The sequence below is a fragment of the Pseudomonas sp. GW821-FHT11G12 genome (genome assembly GCF_058808055.1).
Genome location: NZ_JBXARH010000014.1, coordinates 16,569 through 34,893, shown reverse-complemented (window position 1 = coordinate 34,893; position 18,325 = coordinate 16,569). Strand labels below are relative to the sequence as shown.

The 18,325-nt window shown below is 59.4% G+C and carries 18 protein-coding genes; 14 read left to right on the top strand and 4 right to left on the bottom strand.

The window, feature by feature from the left end:
* The first annotated feature begins 7 nt into the window (after positions 1 to 7).
* The 14 genes from AC1RR7_RS29435 (at position 8) to AC1RR7_RS29370 (ending at position 12,574) form a co-directional block, all read left to right on the top strand.
* A complete protein-coding gene (locus tag AC1RR7_RS29435; protein WP_102619542.1) occupies positions 8 to 1,135 on the top strand; it encodes a phosphoribosyltransferase domain-containing protein in 1,128 nt (375 codons plus the stop codon).
* Complete coding sequence (locus AC1RR7_RS29430; protein WP_102619543.1) at positions 1,125 to 1,883, top strand: HAD family hydrolase; 759 nt, start codon at positions 1,125 to 1,127, stop codon at positions 1,881 to 1,883. Before AC1RR7_RS29435 ends, AC1RR7_RS29430 begins: the two co-directional genes overlap by 11 nt.
* Entirely contained in the window at positions 1,876 to 2,970 is a 1,095-nt protein-coding gene (locus AC1RR7_RS29425) for a cysteine protease StiP family protein (RefSeq protein ID WP_102619544.1), read from the top strand. Before AC1RR7_RS29430 ends, AC1RR7_RS29425 begins: the two co-directional genes overlap by 8 nt.
* Positions 2,970 to 3,920, top strand: a complete 951-nt coding sequence (locus AC1RR7_RS29420) for an HpcH/HpaI aldolase/citrate lyase family protein (RefSeq protein WP_493158897.1) — start codon at positions 2,970 to 2,972, stop codon at positions 3,918 to 3,920. The genes AC1RR7_RS29425 and AC1RR7_RS29420 overlap by 1 nt, the downstream gene beginning before the upstream one ends.
* Positions 3,917 to 4,630, top strand: a complete 714-nt coding sequence (locus AC1RR7_RS29415; RefSeq protein WP_493158896.1) for an HAD family hydrolase — start codon at positions 3,917 to 3,919, stop codon at positions 4,628 to 4,630. The genes AC1RR7_RS29420 and AC1RR7_RS29415 overlap by 4 nt, the downstream gene beginning before the upstream one ends.
* A gap of 2 nt (positions 4,631 to 4,632) precedes the next feature.
* On the top strand, positions 4,633 to 5,217 hold the full coding sequence (locus AC1RR7_RS29410) for a TerD family protein (protein WP_096819288.1): 585 nt from the start codon (positions 4,633 to 4,635) through the stop codon (positions 5,215 to 5,217).
* Positions 5,217 to 6,395, top strand: a complete 1,179-nt coding sequence (locus tag AC1RR7_RS29405) for a TerD family protein (protein WP_096819290.1) — start codon at positions 5,217 to 5,219, stop codon at positions 6,393 to 6,395. The genes AC1RR7_RS29410 and AC1RR7_RS29405 overlap by 1 nt, the downstream gene beginning before the upstream one ends.
* Before the next feature lie 46 nt (positions 6,396 to 6,441).
* On the top strand, positions 6,442 to 6,891 hold the full coding sequence (locus tag AC1RR7_RS29400; RefSeq protein WP_273539525.1) for a tellurite resistance TerB family protein: 450 nt from the start codon (positions 6,442 to 6,444) through the stop codon (positions 6,889 to 6,891).
* 45 nt (positions 6,892 to 6,936) lie between these two features.
* Positions 6,937 to 7,935, top strand: coding sequence for a TerC/Alx family metal homeostasis membrane protein (locus AC1RR7_RS29395; protein ID WP_493158907.1), 999 nt, complete (start codon positions 6,937 to 6,939; stop codon positions 7,933 to 7,935).
* A gap of 31 nt (positions 7,936 to 7,966) precedes the next feature.
* Positions 7,967 to 8,542 (top strand): TerD family protein, encoded by a 576-nt coding sequence (locus tag AC1RR7_RS29390; protein ID WP_096819294.1) that lies wholly within the window; start codon positions 7,967 to 7,969, stop codon positions 8,540 to 8,542.
* A 77-nt stretch (positions 8,543 to 8,619) separates the two neighbouring features.
* Positions 8,620 to 9,198 carry a TerD family protein gene (locus tag AC1RR7_RS29385; RefSeq protein ID WP_096819296.1) on the top strand — a complete coding sequence of 193 codons (579 nt, stop codon included), beginning with the start codon at positions 8,620 to 8,622 and terminating at the stop codon, positions 9,196 to 9,198.
* 177 nt (positions 9,199 to 9,375) lie between these two features.
* Positions 9,376 to 10,302, top strand: a complete 927-nt coding sequence (locus tag AC1RR7_RS29380; protein WP_102650843.1) for an LppP/LprE family lipoprotein — start codon at positions 9,376 to 9,378, stop codon at positions 10,300 to 10,302.
* Between the two features lie 82 nt (positions 10,303 to 10,384).
* Positions 10,385 to 11,323 carry a lysozyme inhibitor LprI family protein gene (locus AC1RR7_RS29375; protein ID WP_493158895.1) on the top strand — a complete coding sequence of 313 codons (939 nt, stop codon included), beginning with the start codon at positions 10,385 to 10,387 and terminating at the stop codon, positions 11,321 to 11,323.
* A gap of 57 nt (positions 11,324 to 11,380) precedes the next feature.
* The gene (locus AC1RR7_RS29370; RefSeq protein ID WP_192559878.1) at positions 11,381 to 12,574 is read left to right on the top strand and encodes a DUF4236 domain-containing protein; all 1,194 of its coding nucleotides are present in this window, start codon (positions 11,381 to 11,383) and stop codon (positions 12,572 to 12,574) included.
* Between the two features lie 51 nt (positions 12,575 to 12,625).
* On the opposite strand, the gene AC1RR7_RS29365 is transcribed toward AC1RR7_RS29370, so the two are convergent.
* The 4 genes from AC1RR7_RS29365 to AC1RR7_RS29350 all read right to left on the bottom strand — a co-directional run bounded on the left by AC1RR7_RS29365 (position 12,626) and on the right by AC1RR7_RS29350 (position 18,323).
* Complete coding sequence (locus tag AC1RR7_RS29365) at positions 12,626 to 13,879, bottom strand: TerD family protein (protein WP_493158894.1); 1,254 nt, start codon at positions 13,877 to 13,879, stop codon at positions 12,626 to 12,628.
* A gap of 76 nt (positions 13,880 to 13,955) precedes the next feature.
* Positions 13,956 to 15,200: a VWA domain-containing protein gene (locus tag AC1RR7_RS29360; RefSeq protein ID WP_493158893.1), complete on the bottom strand. Its 1,245-nt coding sequence runs from the start codon at positions 15,198 to 15,200 to the stop codon at positions 13,956 to 13,958.
* A gap of 74 nt (positions 15,201 to 15,274) precedes the next feature.
* Complete coding sequence (locus AC1RR7_RS29355; RefSeq protein ID WP_493158892.1) at positions 15,275 to 16,753, bottom strand: APC family permease; 1,479 nt, start codon at positions 16,751 to 16,753, stop codon at positions 15,275 to 15,277.
* A gap of 145 nt (positions 16,754 to 16,898) precedes the next feature.
* Positions 16,899 to 18,323, bottom strand: coding sequence for a gamma-aminobutyraldehyde dehydrogenase (locus tag AC1RR7_RS29350; protein ID WP_096819310.1), 1,425 nt, complete (start codon positions 18,321 to 18,323; stop codon positions 16,899 to 16,901).
* Positions 18,324 to 18,325: the final 2 nt, after the last annotated feature.

Below are 18,325 nucleotides of genomic sequence, written 5' to 3'. Positions count from 1 at the left end.
TTTGCTCATGGAAAGTAACGCAGCTACACAAACGCTCAGTGCGCAACTGATGCGCGGGCGACTCGATGTCAAAGTAGATGATTCACTCATCGCTCCGAACGCTTTGTTCGGCTTTGCCGAGCGCCGTAACCCCAAGCGTGCGTTCCTGTTCGTGTCCAAAGTGCTTGGCCGCCATATCCCGGTACGCCCCTCGGCAATGAATAGCAGTTTCGCAAGCCTCGCGGCGCAGATCCCTGCGGATCTGCCCGGCCCGGTGCTGGTGATCGGCATGGCCGAGACCGCCGTTGGCCTCGGTGCTGGCGTGCACCGCGCGTTCAGCGCGACCCGGCCTGACACGGTGTACATGGTCAGCACACGGCACCCGACCGGCACCGAACTGTTCACTCGTTTCGAAGAAGAACACAGCCACGCCAGTGCCCATTTGATCCACTTGCCGGTCGATCCCGATGTGCGCGAAATGATGTTGAATGCGCGCTCGCTGGTGCTGGTAGACGATGAAGCCTCCACCGGCAAGACCTTCATCAATTTGCACCGCGCCTTGGTCGACTCGGGCCTGACCCAGGTCGAACGTGTCGTGACCTGCGTGCTGACCGACTGGTCGAGCAACGCGGTGCGCAACACCATTGGCGAGTCCGCTCATCAAGTCTCGTTACTGCAAGGCTCCTACGATTTCCATCAAGACCTCGAAGCGCCGCTGCCGGAGATGCCGGCCGTCGGCACCGTCGCCGCCGGTGAGTGGCCGTTGTCGGCACACAACGACTGGGGCCGGCTCGGTGTGCGCAAGGTCGAAGACACCTTGGCCCCCGATCTGCAAATCAAGGCTGGCGAGCGAGTGCTGGTGGTCGGCACCAGCGAGTTTGTCTGGCGTCCGTTCCTGCTCGCCGAACGTCTGGAGCGTGCCGGTGCCGACGTGCACTTCAGCTCGACCAGCCGTTCGCCGATCGCGCTGGGCCATGCCATCGGTCACGCATTGTCGTTCTCGGACAATTACGGTCTGGGCATTCCGAACTTTCTCTACAACGTGCGCCCGGGGGAGTTTGATCGCGTGCTGATCTGCTCGGAAACGCCGACGCAGGCGGTATCTGCCGAACTGGTTGCCGCCCTGAACGCCGAGGTGATTGTCGATGCTCAGTAATCGTCCGCTGGCCTTGGTCGACCTTGATGACACGCTGTTCCAGACCGCGCGCAAAATGCCTGAAGGCACGCCACGCCATCCTGCGACCTTTGACATTGAAGGCCAACCGAACGGGTACATGAACCCGGTGCAGAAAACTCTGGTGGAGTGGCTGTTGTCCTCGACCGACGTCGTGCCTGTGACTGCGCGCAGTGTCGAAGCTTTCAGCCGAGTCAAACTGCCTTTCGACAAGGGCGCCGTGTGCTCGCACGGCGGGGTGATTCTCGGCGCCGACGGCAAGATCGATGAGCAATGGCAGGCGCACATGACTGTCGTCCTGGCAGACTTTCAACACCGGCTCCCCGATCTGAGCGCTGCGACCCTGGCCATTGGCAAGGCGCTGGGCATTTCGCTGCGCGGCTGGGTAGTTGAAGAAGAAAACCTGCGCCACTACGTGGTGACCAAGCACAACGAATCCAACGACGAAGTCCTGCAAACCGTGCTGGCTGAAGTCCAGGCGCGCGGCTTGCTGGAGGGAATGCACGTCCACGGCAACAGCAACAATCTGGCCTTTTTGCCCGCCGGTCTGTCGAAGCGCGTGGCCGTTGAGGAACTGTTGCGCCGTGACCGTGAAGTCAACGGTGAACGACCCGTGCTGGGCTTCGGCGACAGCATTACCGACCTCGGTTTCATGGATGCCTGCCACCTGTGGGCAACCCCGTCCGGCAGCCAACTGGCGAGGTTTGTGGGGCATGCGCTCAATGACTGAGTCCATCGCTGACCTCAAGACTGTTGGTAGCGGCAGCTATTTGCAGGACGACGTGCACTTCCTGCTCCAGCCGGTGCAGATGGAGGTGACCGACGTCGTAGAGAAAGAGCGGCTGATTCAGACGCAGCAGAAGCACTACTCGGAGATGATCAGCTTCGAGAGCGCGCCGACACCTGTGCACAAAGCGCTGTACGAGAGAGCGCTCGCGCAGAATGGCGTGCGCATGGCCAGCGACGTTCAGGCACTGGCGCTGGCGTTGAATGGCGCTTGCACAGGCCCATCGATTGTTCTGGTGTCGTTTGTCCGCGCCGGGTTGCCGCTGGGTGTGCTGCTGCGTCGGGCGCTGATCGACATGGGCCGCGAGACACATCATTACGGCATCAGCATCGTGCGGGATCGCGGCATAGACCTCATCGGTCTTGAGGCGATCATTCAGGCCCACGGCGCGCAAAACATCGTGTTCGTCGACGGCTGGACTGGCAAAGGTGCGATCTCCGGTGAAATTCAGCGCAGCCTCAAAGGCGATGCTCGATTCCCTGAGGAGCCGCGTCTGGTGGTGCTGGCCGACCCTTGCGGGCGAGCCTGGCTGGCGGCCTCGGCGGAAGACTGGGTGATTCCGTCGGGCATCCTTGGCGCGACCGTCTCGGGTCTGGTGTCGCGTTCGATCTGGCCGGCTGATGGCGGGCTGCATGGCTGCGTGGTCTACGACCACCTGACTGAACACGATGTGACGCGCGAGTTCATCGAGCACATCGAGCAGCAGCGCAAAACCCTGGGCCCGGTGCCTGCTGCGGTGCCGTGGACGGCCAACACGCGTGCCAAGCTGCAAGCCGCCGCCACGCAAGTCGTGGAGTCGCTGGCTGCACGTTTCGATATCAGCAATCTGAACCGGGTCAAACCGGGCATCGCCGAGGCCACTCGCGCGGTGCTACGCCGGGTGCCGGATCATGTGCTGGTGCGAGATCGCAACGACAGTGATGTGCAATTACTGATGCACCTCACCGAAGGCGCTGGCGTTTGCGTCGAAGAAGTCGGCGCCGCACTCGGCCCGTACCGAGCCGTGACCATCATTCGGAGCGTGAGCTGATGAAGAAGCTTTCTCCTTACGCCTTGGGTGCCACGCTGTACATGCCGGCCACGCGCGCCGATCTGCTGGATGTGGTGTTCGCCACCAAGCTGCCGGAACTGCGTTCGCTGGTGGTATGCCTCGAAGACGCGGTTGCCGAGATCGATGTCAGCACCGCGTTGAGCAACTTGCATTGCCTGTTGTCGGCAATAGATGAGCGCGGCGGGCGGCCTGCCGAGGGGCCGGTGCTGTTCGTGCGTCCGCGTGATTCGGCGATGGCGGCGGTACTCAATGACTGGCCGTTGATGAAGCACGTCGACGGCTTCGTTATGCCGAAACTGACGCTGCGCAACCTCGACGCCTGGGAGCGGGCGGTGACCAGTCCTGAGCTGTTCCTGATGCCGACTCTGGAAACTGTCGAGGTGTTCAGTCCGGTGGCGATGCTCGAGTTGGGTCAGGCGCTCAAGGCCAATCTGAATCACCGGATCATCGCCCTGCGTATTGGCGGTAATGATCTGATGGGCAGCCTCGGCTTGCGGCGTAACCCGGCGACCACGCTGTACAACACGCCGATGGGTTACGTGATTCCGATGTTGGCCGGGGTGATGGGGTCGCAAGGTTTTGCACTGACCGCGCCGGTGTTCGAACAACTCGCCACGCCGAATCTGCTGTGTGAAGAGCTGGAACTGGACATCGCCCACGGTCTGGTGGGCAAGACCGCGATTCACCCGAGCCAGATCAGCATCATTCAGGATGCGCTGCGAGTCAGCCTCGAAGACCTGAACAGTGCGAAGTTGATCGTCAGCGACGTGGCCCCGGCCGTGTTCAAGCACAACGATGTGATGTGTGAACCGGCGACCCATTACCAATGGGCGATGAAGATTCTTGAGCGCGCCGAATGGCATGGCGTGCGCCAAACCGATGCCGCCCACGGTGAAGCACCCATTCGACTAGCCGAGGCCATTCGATGACTCAGGCAAATACCGGCCCTGACCAGCCGGGGAAAAAGGTGCTCTGCGTCTTTGACTTCGACGGCACACTGACCCGCCATGACAGTTTTGTACCGTTCTTGAAGTTTGCCTTCGGCAAACGTGAGTTCGCCCGGCGTGTGCTGACACTCGCGCTGCCGAGCATTCGATTCCTCGCCCGACGCATGAGCCGCGACGAACTCAAGGCGCAGTTGATCAGCCGCTTTCTCAGCGGCGTGGACGCGGAGTGGGTGAGCCAGCAGGCAGCGAAGTACTGCGCAGCTTTCTGGACCAGGCTGATGCGCCCGACAGGCTTGATGGCGATTGCCAGCGAGATCGCCGCCGGTTCGCAGGTGACCCTGTGCTCGGCGTCGCCTGCGCTGGTGCTGCAACCTTTCGCGGATCGCTTGGGTATCAAGCTGATCGGCACCGAACTTGAAGTGATCGACGGCAAATTGACCGGACGTATATCCGGCAACAACTGCCGCTGCGAGAACAAAGTGCTGCGGCTGGAGGCGGTCTATGGACCGCTGACTGAATACCGCCTCAAAGCCTGGGGCGATACCCGTGGCGATCACGAATTGCTCGCTGCGGCGCAAGACGCGCACTGGCGACACTTTCATCCGGCATGGCGTCGTGGACGTCTGCGGACAGCAAAAAGCGCGATCAGACCTGATCGCGACGTGAACACTGACGATCAACAAGGAGCGTAACGATGGCACTTACCCTGAGCAAACAGCAAAGCATTTCTCTGGAAAAAACGGCCGGCAGCGCGTTGACCCGCATCAGCCTTGGCCTGGGTTGGGACCCGGTGAAAGCAGGTTTTCTCGGCAAGCTGATGGGCAGCGGCGGAGAGATCGATCTGGACGCTTCGTGCATCCTGCTCGACGAAAGTCTGCAAGTGATCGACCTGGTCTGGTTCCGTCAGTTGAAGTCGCAGGACGGTTCGATTCAGCACTCTGGCGACAACCGTACCGGTGAAGGCGATGGTGATGACGAAACTATCCACGTTGATCTGTCGCGTCTGCCGGCCGCCGTCAAGCATCTGATCTTCACCGTGAACAGCTTCACCGGGCAGAACTTCGACAAAGTCGAAAAAGCCTACTGCCGCATCGTCAATGCCAGCAACAAATCGGAACTGGCGCGTTTCAACCTGTCCGAGAAGGGCGGTCATACCGGCATCGTGATGGCGAGCCTGTCGCGCAAAGGTTCCGATTGGGAATTCAAGGCCATCGGCGAAACCACTCGTGGGCGAACCGCTGACGACCTGGTCAATCTGGCCGTGCAGGCGCTGAGCTGATGGCCGCTCTCGTACCTGGTGGTAATGCGCCGGTTGCCTGCGGCCAGCTTCGCGTGGATATCAACTACACGCCAATTCCGGGCGTCGACATTGATGTGTCGGCTTTCGTCCTGAACGCTTCGGGTAAAGTCCGTGGCGATGGCGACATGTGCTTCTATGGCCAGAGCAGTGTGCTCGGCGGCGTGTTGCAGATGACCGAGGCGACAGCCGGGCGCGCGGTATTCACTGTCGATCTGAGTCGTCTTGAAACGGCGGTCGAGAAAGTCGCGCTGTCGGCGACGATCCATGAGAACAAGGCCAGTTTCGAGCGCGTCTCGCACTTGTCCGTGGCAGTCTCGGGCGGCATCGAGGCTCAGTTGCCAACTGCCGGGATGAAGGAAACTGCGTTGATCCTTGGCGAGTTTTATCGTCGCCAGGGTGAGTGGAAATTCCGCTGTGTCGCGCAAGGTTTCAACGGCGGTCTGGAACCCCTGGCCAAGCATTTTGGTGTTGAAATCGCGGCTCCGTCCGCTGCACCGACGCCTGCGCCCGTTCCGCCTGCACCAGCCCCGGCACCGGTGCCTGCGCCCGCGAAATCGACGATCAGTCTGAGCAAGATCACGCTCGACAAGACTCGCTCGTCGATCAGCCTGGAGAAAACCGCCAGCGGTTTCGGCGAAATCAAGGTCAACCTGAACTGGAACAAGGGCAGCGGCGGTGGCTTCTTCAGCCGCAACAAATCCGTCGACCTTGACGTTGGCTGCCTGTACGAACTGCAGGACGGCGAAAAGGGCGTGGTGCAGGCCTTGGGCAACTGCTTCGGCAGCCTGAGTGGCGCGCCATACATCCAGCTCAAGGGCGATGACCGCACCGGCTCGGTTGCCGGTGGCGAGTGGATGCACATCAACGGCGCGAAGTGGGGCGAGGTCAAACGCATTCTGATCTTCGCCTTCATCTACGAAGGCGCGCCGAACTGGAAAGAGACTGACGGCATCGTGACCATCTACATCCCCGGCCAGCCGGACATCGAGGTTCGCCTCAATGAAGAAGGTGGCCGCGAAGGCATGTGTGCGATTGCCATGCTCGAGAACGTTGACGGGGCGGTGAAGGTTTCGCGCCGCGTCGACTTCCATCGTGGTCATTCGGCAGTCGACAAGGCTTATGGCTGGGGCATGAGCTGGCGCGCCGGCTCGAAATAATACGGATGGCGGGGCCTCCCGGTCCCGCCCCTTAAGGAGATTTGACATGCTCGCATGGCTTAAAGAAAACGCGACGGCGGCTCGCGACAAACTGACAACTGAAGTCGGTAAATTCAAGAACCAGAAGTTCATGGAAGCGATGACGGCCAGCTGCGCCATCGTCTCCGCAGCGGATGGCGATATCTCTTCGGCGGAAAAGCAGAAGATGATCGGCTTCATCAATATCTCGCCTGAATTGAAAGTGTTCAACACGGCAGACGTGATCAAGTCCTTCTCGGCGCATTGCGAGAAGTTCGAGTTCGACTTCCAGATCGGTCAGGCGGAAGCACTGAAAGTCATCGGCAAGATCAAGAGCGACCCGGGTGCTGCTCGCCTGTTGGTGCGTGTTGCCTGTTCCATCGGCGCATCGGACGGCACGTTCGATGACAAGGAAAAAGCGGCGTGCCGTTTGATCTGCGCCGAGCTGGGTCTGAACCCGGCTGATTTTGATCTTTAAGGAGCGGTACCTGTGGAAACGCAAATCGGATTTCCCCCGCTGACCATGGCGGTGTTTGTAGGGCTGGCGCTTGGCGCCCTGCTGCTGGACATGGTCACGCACCGTGGAGGTAAGCCTATTTCGCTGATGAAGGCCTCGATCTGGTCGATATTCTGGATCGCGATTTCGCTGGCGTTCGCAGGTTTCCTGTACGTGCAGCACGGCCCTGAAGTGGCCAGCCTGTTCGTCACCGGTTATGCGCTGGAAAAAGTCCTGAGTGTCGACAACCTGTTTGTCTTCATGGCGATCTTCGCCTGGTTCAAGGTGCCGGATGGCCTGCGTCACCGCGTTCTGTACTGGGGCATCATCGGCGCCATCGTGTTCCGTGGCGTGTTCGTCGCGATCGGCACCGGCCTGCTGGCTTTCGGGCCGTGGGTGGAAATTGTCTTCGCGGTGATCGTTGCGTGGACGGCCGTGATGATGTTGCGCGCCGGCGGGGACGATGACGAGGAAGAAGACTACTCCAAGCACATGGCGTATCGCTTCGCGCAGAAGCTGTTCCCGGTGTGGCCAAAACTGCACGGCCACAATTTCTTCGTGACCCGCAAGGTGCTCGAAGGTGAGCTGCAGAAGCCGGAAAACCAGGGCATGACCCTGGCCGCCAAAGGCACGCTGTTCGCCACGCCGCTGTTCCTGTGCCTGGTGGTCGCGGAAGTGTCCGATATCCTCTTCGCGTTCGACTCGGTGCCGGCAGTGATCGCTGTCAGCCGTGAACCGCTGATCGTCTACTCGGCGATGCTGTTCGCGATTCTTGGCCTGCGAACCATGTACTTCGTGCTCGAAGCGCTGAAACGCTACCTGGTCCATCTGGAAAAATCGGTGATTGCACTGTTGTTCTTCATCGCAGTGAAACTTGGCCTGAACGCCACCGACCACATGTTCCACCACGGCTACACCATTGACGCGAATACCAGCTTGTTGATTGTCATGGTGGTCCTGGCAATCGGCGTAGTGGCGAGCCTGATCTTGCCGGGTCAGGAAGAAACCCAAACCGAAAACAATTGAGTAGCAGCATCAACCACAAGGAGATGTACCGATGGCTTTGACACTTCAAAAAGGTGGCAACCTGTCCCTTACCAAAACCGACCCGAGCCTGACCAGGATTCTGGTTGGCCTGGGCTGGGACCCGCGCGCTACCGACGGCGCGGAATTTGACCTGGACGCCAGCGCGTTTCTGGTAGGCGCCAGCGGCAAGGTTCGCAGCGACGCAGATTTCATTTTCTACAACCAGTTGAAGAGTGCGGACGGTTCGGTTGAGCACACGGGTGACAACCGTACAGGCGCTGGCGACGGCGACGACGAAGTGCTGAAAGTTGACCTGAGCCGTGTTCCGGCCGACGTCGAAAAAGTCGTGTTTGTCGTAACCATCCATGACGCCGAAGCCCGCAAACAAAGCTTTGGCCAGGTCGGTGGATCGTTCATTCGTGTGGTCAACGAAGTATCCAGCGCCGAAGTCGTTCGCTATGACCTGGCTGAAGACGCTTCCACCGAAACCGCGATGATTTTCGCTGAGCTGTATCGCAACGGTGGCGAGTGGAAATTCCGCGCTGTTGGCCAGGGTTACGCTGGCGGCCTGAAGGCTGTTGCCAACTCTTTCGGTCTGAACTTCTAAGGTTCGGCATCTTGCCAATCGATTTGCAAGGCCCTGAATTCAGGGCCTGACTCACCACAACCAAGAGGAATTTGAACATGGCGGTATCACTGAGCAAGGGTGGCAATGTCAGCCTGTCCAAAGAGGCTCCAGGCCTGTCTGAAGTTATCGTTGGCCTGGGCTGGGACCCACGCGTCACCGACGGCACCGAATTCGACCTCGACGCTTCGATATTCATCGTTGGCGAATCCGGCAAAGTGCTCGACGACAACAGCTTCATTTTCTACAACAACAAAAAGTCTGCTGATGGCTCGGTCGAGCACATGGGCGACAACAAGTCGGGTGCAGGCGATGGCGATGACGAACAAGTCACCGTCAAACTGACCGGCCTGGCGCAAACAGTGAAGAAGCTGGTATTCGCTGTAACCATCCACGATTCGGACGCGCGCAAGCAGAGCTTCGGCCAAGTGCAAAACGCCTACATCCGCGTCGTCAACAAGGCTGACGGTAAAGAGCTGGCACGCTTCGACCTGAGCGAAGACGCCTCGACCGAAACCGCGATGATCTTCGGCGAGCTGTATCGCAACGGCGAAGAGTTCAAGTTCAAGGCCATCGGCCAGGGCTTCGCTGGCGGCCTGGCGCCGTTGGCTAAAGAGCACGGCGTGAACATCGGCTAACCCGAAAGGGTTGCGAGAGCCCCCGGCGTTTGCCGGGGGCTTTTTCTTGTCTGCAGAATTTCCACGGACCGGCAATTCGCTGGTTATTGAACTTATGTACAACCATTTCGCCAAGCGCGACTGCGTCGGATCAAACGGGCAGTTCAGCAGGATGCAGCACGGATAAGGATTTTTTCAATGGGAATGCTTCGCGGGGTCATGGCGGTTGGCGTATTGGCAGCCTTGTCAGGCTGTGGCGCTTACGACGACTTCAAAGCCAATAATGCTGTTCAGGAATACCGGCAGAATTGCTTCGGCAACTACACCAACGAATGCGAAAGCAAATTGGTCGACACCAACATCATCATGCTCGAACTGGCTCGCAGAAACGTGGCGCGCGAGAAGGATACGTTGATCAAAGCCGTTGGCCAGGATGGCTATGAACGCTTTGCCAAAGCGGCCAACGAAGTGATCGACGACCTGGTCGATCGCCAGGAAAAGAAACGTCCGGGAATCTTCGCTCGCTGGGTACTGGGCGACGCTCAGCCGTTCGGCGATACGCGAAACCAGCTATTTCTCGAATCGGACATGCTGGCACTCAAGGCTGCCGTACTGAAGAAGATCAGCGATTCCAATCCGGTCGCGCAACGCCAGGCAATCACCGAACAACCTGTCGCTGCAGCTCCTGTAGAGACTCCGCCGGCAGCACCTGATGTTGCTGCTGTCACCGCGTTGCTCGAAGCTGCGATTGACCGTGAAATCGCCAGCGAAATCGCACAGGACGGCGGTGAAGAGTACAAGGACGCCCGACAAATCATTTTGACCGATCTGAACGGTGACGGAACCAACGACGCGGTGGTGCTTTACACCCTTGAAGGGCAGGGGGGTGGCAATGGCTACTTCCAGTCGCTGGCGACGTTTTACGCGACACCTCAGGGCTGGATTCACCGCGCAAAACTGGTCGTGGGATCAGGTGTGCAAAGCGTTGAAGTCATCGCGCCGCAAACCCTCGCAGTGAAAATGCTCAGCGTCGGTCCGGACGATGCCAACTGCTGCCCAAGTGTCGAAAGCACGCAAAAATTCACATGGAACGGCACTACCTTCCTGCAATCACCTGGTACTTGAGGCGAGCGCATTCTCCCCCCGACTCAGGCGTCGTTCACAGACCCTTGGTCGGGCAGTACAAACAACAAGAAAGGACTCGATCATGTCTCGCTCAAGCATAAGCACCGGTATTGCTCTGGTGCTCGCATTTATTTCATTGCACGCCCATGCCACCAGTTTCGACTGCGCCAAAGCGGTGAGCTTCGCGGAAAAATCCATTTGTGCCGATACTGCACTGAGTCTTCTCGATGAACAGCTGAACTCGCAATACGTGCGTGCGCTGGATTCTGCGGCTAACCGTAATCAGGTTCGTATCGAGCAACGTGAATGGCTGCGCTTGCGCGATAACTGCGTAACCGAAAGTTGCCTGAGCACATCAATGTCGCAGCGACTCAATCAACTCTCCGGCGCGATACCGCAGTCCGCCAGACCGGCACCCACCAGCGATATCAAACGTGCTGAACCGCGTGTACCTGCTCCGACTGCTCAAGTACCAGCGGTGGCAAGTCCTGTCCCGGCAAACAGTAACGCGCAGGATAATCATCAGGCTGTTCTGTATCTGAAGATCGCCCTGTTCTGCATGGCGGTGTTGTTGCTGATCTGCATCTGGCTACACCGACGAGGCTCGATGACGATCTATCAGGACTACACCGATGCGCTTTTCACCAGCATCACGCCGATTCTGGGTATCGGGTCTTATTTTGTATTTAGCGTCTGGCTGGAGATTCCGAAGAATTACGCGCTGATTGCCGCTTGCGTGCTGGCAGGCCTGATGTCGCTGCAAGTGATCATTCAAACCTACCGCAGCAATGGCGTGTCACTGTTTTTCCTGCTCTCGCTGTTTGCCAAAATCGCCTTGCTGACCTTTTATTTCCTGATGATGGTGTTGCTGCTGTGTGGCGGCGCACGTACCCGGCAAGACGCACGTCGTCGCCGGGGATGGGCGGTATTTGCAACGACGGCGTTCGTTTTCCTTTCTGGCTGGATGTGTCGTAACCGGCAGTTCTCTTCGATCGACGACTACATCGCCGGCCGAACCTGAACTGCAGAGCGCTGGCCGGGATAGATGTCCCGGCCTTTCAGGATCAAGGAGCTGTTCATGGGGTTTCGTTTCTCCAAACGCATCACGATCATTCCCGGCGTTCGCCTCAACATCAGCGGTTCGGGCGTCAGCACCTCGATTGGCCCGCGCGGCCTGAGCATCACCATGGCGCGCAACGGCACTTTCTTGAATGCCGGTTTACCCGGTACCGGCTTGTCCTGTCGCGAGCGCATTGATCGGCCGTCGCGTGCCGCTGATCCCCAGGCTACTGGCAACGCCGGCGATTACGCTGGCCAGTTGAAGGTCAAGGTCAGCGACCAGGGTTTGCTGCTGATTACCGACATGGATGACAACGAGTTGTCCCCCGCAATCATCAAGCGTGTGAAGTCGGAGCGTGCGGACTCAATTCAGGTGTTACTGGAGAAAGCCGCGGAAAAAATCAATCGCGATCTTGAAGACTGCCTCGGTGTGCACCTGAGCACGCCGCGCCCTGGGTCGATGCCGCTGATCCCCGCGCCGTTTGCCATCGAGGAGCCGCAGCAACCAGCGCAGAAAGCCCCAGGCCTGATGGACCGAATGTTGCTGCGCAGTGGCAAGATGGCGCGTGATGCGGACGCAGCGCAGCGGCAATATGTTGAGGATCTGAATCGTTGGCAGGCGACTCGGGATGCCCACGAATTTGAGCGCGGCGAGATTGAAAAAACCTTTCGGCTCGCCGCGCGCGGCTTTAGTGCCCAGATGGAGAAGGCATTGAATTACGTGTTGAGCGGAATTGCCTGGCCGAAGGAAACTCAGGTCACTTACGCGTTCTCGCAGGACGTCACCGGCGTCGCACTTGATGTGGATCTACCGGATGAGGGGGACGTGCCACGGCGCGTTGCGGAGGCGCGGGGCAATGGCAAGCTGACATTCAAGAACCGCACAGATGCACAGGTGCGGCGTGACTTTGTTGCGCTGTGCCATGGCTCGCTGTTTCGGGTAATTGGCGAAGTGTTTGCTTTGCTACCGGGGATCGACAAGGTATTGGCGTCTGGCTACATCCAGCGTAATAACGCCGCGAACGGTGTGAGCGAAGAACATTATGTGATCTCCGCATTGGTAACACGATCGCAGTGGGACTCACTGGACTTCGATCAGTTGGAAGCAATTGACCCGGCGGCCACGCTCAACGCGTACGGCGCACGGGTCAAGCTTGATCGTTCAGCTCGTTTTACGCCGGTGCTGCCAATGGAGCTCTCGGTGCTGGACTGAGTGTGATGCCCGCGGAGCAAAGTTGCAGCGCGGGCAGTCAGAGTGGCTGGCTCAAACGTAGCGTTTCGAACCGCTGTTTTGCAGTGGCTCGCCCTTGAACACTTCGGGGCCATCCATTGTGAGCTTGAGCTTTTCGCCGGTGCGGGTCAGCCACGGCGTGGCTTCGCTGCAAGACTCGGAGGTGGCGCCGGACGGGCTGAGCACGATGTGCTCTTGGTCGATTTCGATCAGACCGATCACATAGGTGTAGATCATGTCGCTGTAGTCCTCATCCTCATCATCATGATCTTCGGGGAATTCGAAAGCGCACTCGACGACCTGGTTGCCGTATTCCATGCGCATTTTCGGTTTCAGCGAGGCCACCGACACCGCACCATTGTCGACCGCTGAGTACACGCTGCACACCAGCGCCACTTTACCGCCCATGAGCTGCGAGATCGCCGGGTTGATGTCGACGGTCTCCACCGCCGGTTCGCCGGCGCTCGCGCTCATCACATCGCCGGTGTGGAACACGTAAGGATCGAGATCGAACTCGCCACGTTTGTCCGGTGCCTGGATGATCGACATCCGCCCATCAGGGCGCAGGATGCCGATGCGCAGATCGAGGTCGTCGTTGTCGCAGTCGTCACCGTTATCCACCCAAGTGGCACTGACGCGAATGACTTTTGGTGCGGACGGGCCTTTTTCCAGCGAGACCTTGTGGCTGCTGCCGACCTTGTCGAGGGTAATCAGCGACTTTTGCATGCTGACGGCTTTGGCCGGTGGCGGAGGTGGCGCTTGTTCTTCGACTTCAACACCGTACAAACCACACAGCCCCGCCAACCCCGAAGCGAAACCCTGCCATACCGAACGCGCCTTGAACTGGCCATTGCGCACGTACAAATCGAGGACGATGATCCCGGTTTCTTTGGCGAAAGGCTCGGGAGCCAATTCCAGTACTTGAGCACCGGCAATCACCGTGGCTCGCAGGTCCTTGACTGCTTCAAACCCGCCGGCACTGCCGTCTTGCGTCAGGGTGATGGCAACTTTCGTGATGTTGGCCGGCAGGCGCGCCAGATCGAAACTGATGCTGTGACTGATCACACTTCCCTGAACCACCGGCGCTGCAAACGTAGCTGCGCCGGACGGATGTTCAGGAACGTTGAAGAACACCATGCCGCTGTCATCCAGCACCTTGCCGGTGTCGCTAAGCAGAAACGCGGTCAGATTGACGTCCAGATTGGCGCCTGCCGCGTGCGTAACCACGACCCGCCCTTGGGCGAGGCTGAGATTGGTGTTTTCACCGGGCTTGAGTGACTGATTCAATTGAGATCCCTATTCCGTGGATAACGTGCAGTACACCGCGTTTGCGATGTGCCTGAGGTGTTGAGCGTTTCGTCGATCAGCGAATGATGTTTTTGGCTTTGGCTTCCTTGAGCCAGGAGGGGAATTCAGCCATCAACTTGTCGTACAGCTGTTCTTCGCTGATGTCGTGCAAGTCATCCAGTGCGAAGAAGCCGCAGTTGTCGACCACACGTCCACTCAGGGTGTCGAGCTTTTCCAGGATGCCGTAGTTGGAGCCGCCGATGCCGACGAACTGCCAGAAAATCCCCTGCTTGGCAGCGTCTACCATCAGTTTGGTAATTTCGCGGTTTTTCGACACGCCGCCGTCACTGATGAAAATCACGAACATTGGCGTCTGCTCATCGGACTGCTGAAACGATGCCAATACTTTTTCGATGACTCGCGGTTCATCGTTGAAGCGACCGCCGACATTCCATTTCTTCCAGCCTTGGCTGTCGGTGTCGATGAAACGCTCATAGTTGCTGAGCGTGACGGGGGAGAGTTGCAGTGGTTTCTCGGCGAATGCCCAGCATTCCAGTTCGCCGTCTTCATCGAACGATACGGCCAGCGGGATGACCCGGTTGAGCACTTCCTGCACCCGGCCACGGGAATACTGGCCGTTCATCGAGCCGGTTGCGTCGAGCACCAACACCACGCGGGCTTTGGTTTCAGTGAGGTTGGCTTTCTCCAGGCTGACTTGCGCTTTCTTGGCCAGGCTGACCAATTGCGGGGCAGCATCGCCGACGCGTTTCTCCAGAGAGACCTTCGCTGATATCGGCGCCGGTGGTGATTCTTCAGCAATTTCACCACCAAAATGTCGAACCAGCGCATCCAGACCTTCGGCATAACCTTGCAGGTTGGCCGCGATGCGCCACTCACCGTCCTTGCGATACAGATCGGCGACCATGATCGCCTTCTCGCCAGTGAAATCGGCCCCCGAGAACGGGCAAGTTGCAAGCGTCTCGCCGACCGGGCTGAGCACTTCGAAGCTGCTGGCGCGAATGTCCTTCATCGCGCCAGCGCCGTCGATTGAGGCTGTGAACACCAGACGCTCGATCGATGCCGGGAGCGAATCGAGGTTGATGGCGAAGCGGCCGCCATCGGTGATCCTGATGCTGGCGCAGGGCGTACTCGGCTGATTGAAAAAGACCATGTAGCGGTCATCCGAAAGCTTGCCTTGCGCATCGACGCCGAAGCAGACGAAGTCGATCACTTGCGCGGCGTCGATCCTGATCGAGAGCGTCAGTGCGCGTCCCTGAAGAATCTTTGATAACGGCAACCGTTGCCCTTGGCTGATCTGCATGTGTGACTTCCTTGAAATTTTGAATTCGGTGCCTTTCGACGCGACGGGTAATCTCGCCGAAAAGCACTGCGAAATCAAATTGACCAGGCGTCTCCCGCCGGCGCTTTGCCGTGGTCATACGGCTTGCCAATCCACATGTAAATCAACCCCAGACCAATCACGATCGCCGTGCTCAGCACCATCGCGTAATTGATGTACCACGCCGCATCCGGCGTGCGTGGCCAGGCCATGTTGATGATTGCGCCGACGCCGTACACCAGCGCGCCGATGTTCACCGGCCAGCCCCAGGCGCCGAGGGTGAATTTGCCGCTCGGTTTCCAGCCTTTGCTGCGGGCGTACAGGGCGGCGAGGACGATCATCTGGAACGCGAGGTAGATGCCGATGGCGGCGAAGCTGACGATGGTGGCCACGGCGTCTTGCAGGAAGAAGCCGAGGGCGATGATCAGGCCGGGCAGGACGCCGGACACGAACAGCGCAGCAACCGGCACCTGGGTCGTAGGAGAAATCTTTTTCAGCAGTCGGCTACCGATGACCATTTCATCGCGAGCGTAGGAGTACAGCAGACGACTCGCCGCCGCTTGCAGGCTGATGACGCAGGAGATGAAGGAAATCATCACCACGCCCATCACCACTTTCGAACCGATCGGGCCGAAGGCGTTGTTGAGGATGGTGGTGACCGGGTCCTTGTCGGTGCCGTTGATCACCGCTTGCATGTCCGGCACGGCGAGGATCAGCGCCAGGCAAGCGAACATCGCCGCGATGCCGCCGATGTAGATGGTCATGCGCATGGCCACCGGGATTTTCTTGCTCGGGTTCGGGGTTTCTTCGGCCACGTCGCCGCAGGCCTCGAAGCCGTAGTAGAGGAACATCCCCGCCAGCGACGCGGTGAGAAACGCCGGAAGATAGGAGCCGTCGACACTGATGTCGAAAGTGTTGAACAGCACGCTGATCGGTTGGTGGCGCTCGAAAATCAGCAGGTACACGCCGACGATCACCGCGCCCACCAGTTCGCAGAGGAAGCCGAACATGGCGATCCGCGCCAGCACCTTGGTGCCGCTGAGATTCACCAGCGTGGCGAACAGCGTCAGCACCAGGGCGATGACGATGTTGGTGTTGTTGCTCGGCTCAAAACCCAGCATGGCCGCGAGGTACGGGCCGGCGCCGACCGCAACGGCGGCGATGGTCACGCACAGGGCGATGGAGTAGATCCAGCCGACCATCCACGCCCATTTCTTGCCCACCAGACGCCGCGCCCAAGGATAAACGCCACCGGAAATCGGGAACTGCGACACCACTTCGCCGAAGATCAGGCACACCAGCAATTGACCGCAACCGACCAGCAAATAGGCCCAGAACATCGGCGGCCCGCCAGCGGCCAGGCACAGGCCGAACAGGGTATAAACCCCTACGACCGGTGACAGATAAGTGAAGCCCAGCGCGAAGTTTTCCCACAGGCTCATGCTGCGGTTGAAGTTGGAGGTGTAGCCCAGTTGGCGCAGTTGTTCGGCATCGCTGTCGGCAACGGCGGCTGAGAGATCGGGTGATGCACTCATGTGTGTTTGCTCCGTGAAATCGGCAGATTTCGGATGGCCGAAACCGTGGCGGGGCCTGGTGAGCGCCGCCCGGATCGGTAGTTATTGTTTTGAATGCCTGGTGATGCGGATGACCGGTTTCTGCCTTGAAACCGGGGGAATGCTTTTAGTGTTTGAACATCACATGCCGAACCGTGGTGTAGTCCTCCAGCCCGTACATGGACATGTCCTTGCCGTAGCCGGACAGTTTCTGACCGCCATGAGGCATTTCGCTGACAAGCATGAAGTGCGTATTCACCCAGGTGCAGCCGTACTGCAAACGGGCGGACAGGCGATGGGCGCGCCCTACATCAGCCGTCCACACCGAGGACGCGAGGCCGTAGTCCGAATCGTTGGCCCACTCCAGCGCCTGGGCTTCATCGGTGAACTTGGTCACCGACACCACCGGGCCGAACACTTCGCGGCGGACGATTTCGTCGTCCTGCTGCGCGTCGGCCAGCACCGTCGGTTCGAAGAAGAAACCGTTGCCGTCCACAGCCTTGCCGCCGGTGATCAGGCGGATGTGCGGTTGCGCCACGGCGCGTTCGACAAACCCGGCCACGCGGTCGCGATGTTGGGCGGTGATCAGTGGCCCGAGTTCGGTCGACGGATCATCCTGCAAGCCGTACTTGATGCTGCTGACCGCCGCGCCGAGCTTCTCGACGAACTTGTCGTAGATGCCTTGCTGGGCGTAGATCCGGCACGCAGCGGTGCAGTCCTGGCCGGCGTTGTAGAAGCCGAAGGTACGGATGCCTTCAACCGCTGCATCGATGTCGGCGTCGTCGAAGATGATCACCGGGGCCTTGCCGCCCAGTTCCATGTGCATGCGTTTGACGCTGTCGGCGGTGCTGGAAATGATGTTCGAACCGGTGGCTATCGAGCCGGTCAGCGACACCATGCGTACTTTCGGATGGGTCACCAGCGGACTGCCCACGCTCGGCCCACGACCGAACACCAGATTGAGCACACCGGCCGGGAAAATATCCGACGCCAGTTCGGCCAGACGCAACGCGGTCAGAGGGGTTTGTTCCGACGGCTTGAGCACCACGGTATTACCGGCGGCGAGGGCCGGGGCGATTTTCCAGGCGACCATCATCAGCGGGTAGTTCCATGGCGCGATGGAGGCGATCACGCCCACCGGGTCGCGGCGGATCATCGAGGTGTGGCCGGGCAGGTATTCGCCGCCGGCCGAACCGCTCATGCAACGGCTGGCGCCGGCGAAGAAACGGAACACGTCGGCTATCGCCGGGATCTCGTCGTTCAGCGCAGCGCTGTAGGGTTTGCCGCAGTTGTCCGATTCCAGTTTTGCCAGTTCTTCGCCGTGGGCTTCGATGGTGTCGGCGAGTTTGAGCAGCAACAGCGAACGGTCTTTCGGCGTGGTCTGCGACCATTCGGCGAAGGCACTGTCGGCGGCGCGCACGGCGGCATCGACCTGGGCTTCGCTGGCCTCGTTGATTTCCACCAGCACTTCGCCACGCGCCGGGTTGAGCACCGGTTGCGCCGGGCCTTCGCCGTTGACCAGTTGGCCGTTGATCAAGAGTTTGGTTTGCATGT